The 260-nt window shown below is 45.8% G+C and carries 1 protein-coding gene; it reads left to right on the top strand.

Going from position 1 to position 260, the window contains the following annotated elements:
* Positions 1-11 precede the first annotated feature (11 nt).
* Positions 12-260 (top strand): MazG nucleotide pyrophosphohydrolase domain-containing protein (locus CWC11_RS22080; RefSeq protein WP_502704832.1); only part of this gene is annotated, 249 nt, incomplete at its 3' end.

The raw sequence follows: 260 nt of genomic DNA, 5'->3' as shown, positions 1-260 counted from the left end.
CTTCTACAGCAATTGGGATAGAGCAGCTGCTAGAGGTTATGTCGAAGCTGCGCGACCCAAGCACTGGATGCGACTGGGATAAGAAGCAAACCTTTAAAACCATTGTCCCTCATACGTTAGAAGAAGCACACGAAGTTGCCGATGCTATCGAGCAAGGCGACTTTGCTCACTTAAAAGAAGAGTTGGGGGACTTGCTGTTCCAAGTAATTTTTTATGCTCAGCTTGGAAAAGAGCAGGGGTTGTTTGATTTTGCTGACATA

This window comes from Pseudoalteromonas sp. S3178 (genome assembly GCF_005886985.1).
GTDB lineage: Bacteria > Pseudomonadota > Gammaproteobacteria > Enterobacterales > Alteromonadaceae > Pseudoalteromonas > Pseudoalteromonas carrageenovora.
This window is presented reverse-complemented; position numbering and strand designations above follow the sequence as displayed.